5 protein-coding genes and 2 pseudogenes are annotated in these 5,788 nt (G+C 59.4%); 2 read left to right on the top strand and 5 right to left on the bottom strand.

Annotated elements, in window-relative coordinates; genetic code table 11:
* Nucleotides 1-77 precede the first annotated feature (77 nt).
* The 5 genes and pseudogenes from ltrA to IQ16_RS44585 all read right to left on the bottom strand — a co-directional run bounded on the left by ltrA (nt 78) and on the right by IQ16_RS44585 (nt 4,619).
* The gene (gene ltrA, locus IQ16_RS44615; protein WP_347340208.1) at nt 78-1,400 is read right to left on the bottom strand and encodes a group II intron reverse transcriptase/maturase; all 1,323 of its coding nucleotides are present in this window, start codon (nt 1,398-1,400) and stop codon (nt 78-80) included.
* Between the two features lie 159 nt (nt 1,401-1,559).
* A complete protein-coding gene (locus tag IQ16_RS47615; RefSeq protein WP_347340207.1) occupies nt 1,560-2,045 on the bottom strand; it encodes an NAD(P)-binding domain-containing protein in 486 nt (161 codons plus the stop codon).
* A gap of 15 nt (nt 2,046-2,060) precedes the next feature.
* Nucleotides 2,061-2,799, bottom strand: a pseudogene (locus IQ16_RS44600) (IS6 family transposase).
* 227 nt (nt 2,800-3,026) lie between these two features.
* Nucleotides 3,027-4,160, bottom strand: a complete 1,134-nt coding sequence (locus tag IQ16_RS44590; RefSeq protein ID WP_011090930.1) for an FAD-dependent oxidoreductase — start codon at nt 4,158-4,160, stop codon at nt 3,027-3,029.
* Between the two features lie 246 nt (nt 4,161-4,406).
* On the bottom strand, nt 4,407-4,619 hold the full coding sequence (locus tag IQ16_RS44585) for an aldehyde dehydrogenase family protein (protein WP_014498644.1): 213 nt from the start codon (nt 4,617-4,619) through the stop codon (nt 4,407-4,409).
* Nucleotides 4,620-4,727: 108 nt separating this feature from the next.
* On the opposite strand from IQ16_RS44585, the pseudogene IQ16_RS44580 reads away from it, so the two are divergent.
* Nucleotides 4,728-5,473: pseudogene (locus IQ16_RS44580) on the top strand (helix-turn-helix domain-containing protein); the annotation flags it as partial.
* Between the two features lie 84 nt (nt 5,474-5,557).
* Nucleotides 5,558-5,788, top strand: a 231-nt coding sequence (locus IQ16_RS44575; RefSeq protein ID WP_145832238.1) for a transposase, incomplete at its 3' end; no start/stop codon positions are given.

Raw genomic sequence — 5,788 nt, 5'->3', positions numbered from 1 at the left:
TCTGTTCGCGGTAGGGACACCCATCACTGGGCGCCCCCCGCGCAGATCCCGGCGAGCCCAATTAAGGCACCGGGCTCCTACCTCGGGTGTTTGACGGCGAAGCGCAGCTTCGGCCATGGATGAAGGATGCGAGCCTTGGGGAGCCAGTCGTCGGTGATCTGCGTTATGCGATCCCAGGTCAGACAGGTCCGCTGACTGCGCCGCCGAAGCGTACGCCTCCAGAGATCGGTCAGGTAGAACCGAAACGCATTGAGCGCTCGGCCATTCGTCGGAACAGCAAAGTACGCAAAGTGGCCGGTCAAGACCTGCCTCAGCCATTTCCCTTGTGCAGGGATCGGCCAGTGCATTCGGCGCCTCAGCTCCTCCTTGATTTCGCGGAGTTTGGTTCGCATGCGGTCGCTACGGGTCTTCCGTTGAAGCTGGAAGCGCCCTCGGCGTGATTTGCCGCAGATAAACGTGAACCCCATGAACGCAAAGGTTTCCGGCTTTCCGAGTCCGCGCTGCTTGCGTTGAGCCGCCGCATGGCGACCAAACTCAATCAGGCGGGTCTTGGCCGGATGGAGCGTCAGCTCGAACTCCTCCAGTCTCGCGCGCATCGCGTCAAGGAAACGACGTGCGTCATCCTCGCGCTCAAAGCCGACTACTACATCGTCCGCGTAACGCACGATGATCATGCCGCCGGAGACCTCGCGCTGTCGCCAGCGTTTGGCCCACAGGTCGAGAGCGTAGTGCAGGTAGATGTTGCCAAGGAGCGGTGAAATCACCGAACCTTGACCCGTTCCCCTGTCATCAGCGGTTACGACGCCGTCTTCGAGAATACCCGCCTTCAGCCATTTCTGAATGAGGCGGATGATGCGCTTGTCGCCGATCCTATGTTCCAAGAAGCGAACCAGCCAAGGTTGACTGACTGCGCCAAAGAAATTTTGGATGTCGGCGTCAATGATCCAGTTCACGTTCCGCGTCTCGATCGCTGTGCAGAGCGCGTCCAACGCATCATGTGGTCCTCTGCCGGGCCGAAACCCGTAGGAAAAGCCACAGAAGTCTCCTTCGTAGATGGCGTTGAGCACGATGACGGTGGCCCCCTGGACGATTTTGTCTTCGAGAGCCGCGATCGCTAACGGGCGCTGCTTGCCGTCTGCCTTTGGTATGTACGTCCGGCGAGACGGTTGCGGGCGGTACGTTCCTCGTTGGACCCGTTTGTGCAGATCGGCGAGCCGGGGCTCGAGATCTTCCTCGTAGTCCTCCCACGTCATGCCATCCACTCCGGGAGCAGCCCTACGCCTGAGCGCAAAGAACGCCGCCCGCAGTGTATCGACATTGATGTGGTGAAAGAGCGCGGTGAACCGGTCCTTCTTCCTCAGCCTTGCGGCTGTCCGTACGCGGTCCAGCGACTGGGTCATGCGAGCCCGGCCCTGTGTCCGGTGCATGCGCTGCTGTTCCGCGTTTCCCTTGGTCCCCGGCCTTGGCTCCGCCCACTCCGCCGCCAGTAATCCGGCTTTGTTCGTTGGCTTCTCAGCTACTATGCCAGAGTCAGACTTCTCCGTGTCGTGCATCAGCGGCTACAGCTCCTCGCCTTCCCGCTGCGGACCACCTCCTCCGAGGAGGAAGATGGCCGACCCGGAGATATCCCGGTTCCCGTACAAGGAGCTTCCATACATGCCAGGGTCTACGACCACGCCGGGTTGGACGGGTGCTCGCGTTTGCGCACTCGTCCATGTTGCCTTCCGCTCTTTGGACAGCGTCGGCTCCCGAGATAACACTGTTTCGCGGCTCAATGGCTGGCCTGCATGCTCCCCTACCGACGCTTCGCCGACACCCTCGCGGACGCCTGCGCACGGCTCGGGGCCGATGTGGTTCGCTACACCTTCATCGCAATGGACTTTCACCATCTCTTCCTTGCCGGTCTCCCGGCGCACCCAAAGTAGTGATAGGGCTTCAATATCGCTGCGCGTGCGATTGTAGACGATGAGATGATGGCTAGCCTTTAGCAGGTTCCGCGCCATTGGCGCACCCATGTGGCCAAGCCCGATGAAGCCGAGGTCCATCGCAGGCATCGTCAACTAATCGATCGCCGAGCTGAAGGAGGCGAGTCTCAGAGGTCGAGAGTCGGCGATAGCGCTTGTCCTGGAGATCTCGCGCCAAGTCGCAAAGGCTCGTTCGCGCGAAGCTCGACGGAAGTCGGCCGTGACGGCTCCGGGATAGGGGATGTGGAAAAGGTTCGCGACCTGATCGTGAACTGACAGAAACCGTTGAGCCTGATGGGGACGATTTTAAACGCTTCATGATCCGCTCGCGTCGCCGCGTCGGCTGATGAGAATTCTCGGCCCGATTGTTGAGAGCTTTGTGCTGGCGATGTTCGACGTGAAAGCCCATCTTCGCCCTCGCAGCGCCGTACGAACGCAGCTTATCCGTGATCATCACGCGCGGCGGCGTGCCGGCGGATTTCAAGAGCTTCTTCATGAGCCGCTGGGCAGCGCGCGAGTCTCTCTTCGGCGCTGGATCAAGACGTCGAGAACGAAGCCATTCTGGTCGACAGCGCGCCAGAGCCAATGTTGTTCGCCCGCGATCGAGATAACGACCTCGTCCAGATGCCATTTGTCACCGCGGGTGGGAGCGCGCTCGACGGATCCGATCGGAGAACAGCTTGCCGAATTTCCGTCCCCCCTGGCGCACGGTTTCATAGGTCATGCCAATGCCACGCGCCGCCAGCATTTCCTTGACCAAGCGCAAGCTTAAGGGAAACCGGAAATACAACCACCGTTCATGATGAAGGATTTCGCACAAAACCCGAATGCGCAAGTGGCAGGACTGGCGATAGCAGGACCACTCCGAACACCGTCATCCATGGGCGGAGGTCAAAATCCATCCCTGCAACGAACCTGCTTGTCTTGTCATGCATTTCCCCTGTCGTGACATGCTTGTTGTCGGCCAAAATGCTACAGAGTTTACCTTCAGTCCACGGATGTGGCCGATCCACCGCGGTAGCGACGTCCGTCAAATTCCCATGTGACTTCGCCTGCTTCTAATCAGACGGGCGCAGCCAGAAACGCGTAGCCTTCACGAAGAAGGCCCATCGAATAGTCGCGGCCATGCTCCGGTTTGCGCTCTTCCCGGCAAATGGCGTATGCAATGTCGTATACGCGCCCGACTCTTTCTTCGCGGCGTCGGCAATAGGTCTTGAGCGCAGTCTCCAGATCGTCGTTGCGATTCAGTTCCTGGGCCAGAACCAGCGCATCCTCGATCGCCATTCCGCCGCCGGATGTCATTTGCGGCATCAACGAATGGGCAGCATCGCCGAGCAGCACGACACGGCCACGGTGCCAGGGGGCTGGCATCATCAAGACATCAAATGGGCGGTAGCTTATGTGCTTGTCTTCGCCGATCACCTTGGCAGCCGCGACCAGTTCGGGCGCCGTAAAGGGGGCGAGCAGGTTACGGAGATAGTCGCACACCCGATCTTGCGGAATACGAAGCTTTTCGTCCGTGCTTTCCAGGAAGAATAGATAGCACAATTCCTTCGATAGCGGCAGCGCGCCAACTACGCGGCCCGTCGGAAGGCGGTACAGGACGAAGCCATTCATCGCCTCGGTGCGAGAAACCGTATAACGCCATACCCCTTGGCCGGCGTAGTGCGGCTTGAACTCGTCGCCGAAGATGCTCTGGCGGATCTTGGAATAGACTCCATCCGCAGCGATCAGCAGATCGGCGCGATCTGTCTCGCCGTTCGATAGCTGAACCGTCACCCCTCGATCGTCCTGATCAATACGGGTGATCGTTGTGTTGAAATCGATTTTCGCGCCGCTCTTCGTCGCAAAGTCTTCCAGAATCTGTCCCAGACGTGGCCGCATGAGTCCCAGTGCGGCTGGACGATCAGCGTCCCAAATTCTTGGTGAGGACTGTTCGCTCAGAATCGTTCCCGCGCCATCGCGTACCGACACGGTATCCCAACCAAGGCCGCCTTCGAGGCAGGCATCCACCAATCCCAATTCGGCAAGTGCCCGCAAGGCATTCCCCAGCAGCGTGATACCGGTGCCGATCCGGTCACGCTTATCTCCCATCTCAATGACTCTGGTAGATACGCCTATCCGCTGAAGCGCATGGGCGACCGTCAAGCCGCCAATCCCGCCACCTACGATGAAAACCTTCTTCACCGCGCCCATTTCTCCTCCTCCACTTGTTGGTATCTTTTTTATTTCTTGGCGATCACCCCCCGGGGGCCGCCGCGTTCTATGAAAAGCATTGTATTCTGTAACCTACCAATCCTGCTCTCGCCGAGCACCACCAAGCGCAACACCGATCCCGCTTACATCCATTTCAATGACGTCGTCGGGCTCGATCCGCTCGTCCAAAGATCGGCACACGACTACCCATCGCGCGCTAGAGCGAGACCGCAATGTACTTTGGTTTCAAGGTATTCCTTGATGCCTTCGGTTCGAGCCTTCACGACCGAGGCCGCTTGCCTTGCTGCCACCGAAGGGCGCCGCCCGATCGGACGCAAGTCCTCTGTTCAGCGCGACCATGCCGCTCTGCATTTGCCCGGAAAGGCGCAAACCACGCTTCAGGTCCTCGGTGTAGACGTAGGAAATCGGCCCAAATTCGGTGTCGTTGGCCAACTTCACGGCGCGCGCCTCATCGTCGAAGGGTGTTCGCCGTCAGGACCTGTGAGACAAATTGAAGGATTTTGCGGAGGGAGGATTTCTGGTTCATCGTAGCCACCAGGAGCGAAGATGAAGCAGAAATCCGTACCGGGCAAAGTGCCGCAGAACAAGTTCTAAAAGACATTCTGCGACAAACCCGCCGGCATTATTCGTCGGAGGAGAAGATCCGCATTGTGCTGGAAGGATTGCGCGGCGAGGAAAATATCTCCGAGCTCTGTCGCCGCGAGGGCATTGCCGCCTCGATGTATTACGGCTGGTCCAAGGAGTTCCTCGAGGCCGGCAAGCGCCGCCTGGCGGGCGACACGGCACGAGCTGCGACCTCCGGCGAGGTGAAGGATCTCCGCCGGGAGACTGTTGCCCTGAAGGAGGCCGTAGCCGATCTGACCCTGGAGAACCGTCTGCTCAAAAATAGCATGAACGGGCTCTATAGGTGAATGCTCCGCATTCACCTGTCGGGTGAGAGAGGGGGAGGACGAGGCATGAGGTATCCCGCCTCTGAGAAGGCCGAGATCATCCAGCAGGTCGAGCAATCGCATCTTCCCGCCAAGCGCACGCTGGACAAGCTCGGTATCCCGCGCGCCACATTCTATCGCTGGTATGATCGCTACCGCGAGGGAGGCGTTGAAGCGCTGGCCGATCACCGGTCTCGACCAGACCGGGTCTGGAATCGCATCCCCGACGATGTGCGGGGTCAGATCATCGACCTGGCGTTGGAGTTGCCTGAGCTGTCGCCACGCGAGCTGGCCGTGCGGTTCACCGACGAACGAAAGTACTTTGTATCCGAGGCCTCGGTCTACCGGCTGCTGAAGGCAGAGCTGGCCCCGCAAATTCGGACAGTAGCTTGAGTGGATTTTCTGCCTGACAGCGGCGAGGATTCTTGCTGCGAATCAGGAGCGAAGATGACGAAGAAGAGCCGCCGGACGCATTCTCCGGCATTCAAGGCGAAGGTTGCTTTGGCTGCGGTCAAAGGCGACAAGACACTGGCGGAGCTGGCGCAACTGTTTGATGTTCATCCGAACCAGATCACGATCTGGAAAAACCAGCTCCTGGAAGGCGCCGCCGGCGTGTTTGGGCATGACAAGACATCGGCCGAGACGCCGGTCGATTTGAAGGCGTTACATGCCAAGATC

Source organism: Bradyrhizobium huanghuaihaiense (assembly GCF_007830635.1).
Classification (GTDB): Bacteria; Pseudomonadota; Alphaproteobacteria; order Rhizobiales; family Xanthobacteraceae; genus Bradyrhizobium; species Bradyrhizobium huanghuaihaiense.
Note: the sequence above shows the minus strand (reverse complement) of the source record. Positions and strands in the feature narration are given on the sequence as shown.

Excerpts from the sequence above, each read along its gene's own strand:
- IQ16_RS47615 (WP_347340207.1), bottom strand. The coding sequence starts at position 2,045 with ATGGACCTCGGCTTCATCGGGCTTGGCCACATGGGTGCGCCAATGGCG.
- IQ16_RS44590 (WP_011090930.1), bottom strand. The coding sequence starts at position 4,160 with ATGGGCGCGGTGAAGAAGGTTTTCATCGTAGGTGGCGGGATTGGCGGC.
- ltrA (WP_347340208.1), bottom strand. The coding sequence starts at position 1,400 with ATGACCCAGTCGCTGGACCGCGTACGGACAGCCGCAAGGCTGAGGAAG.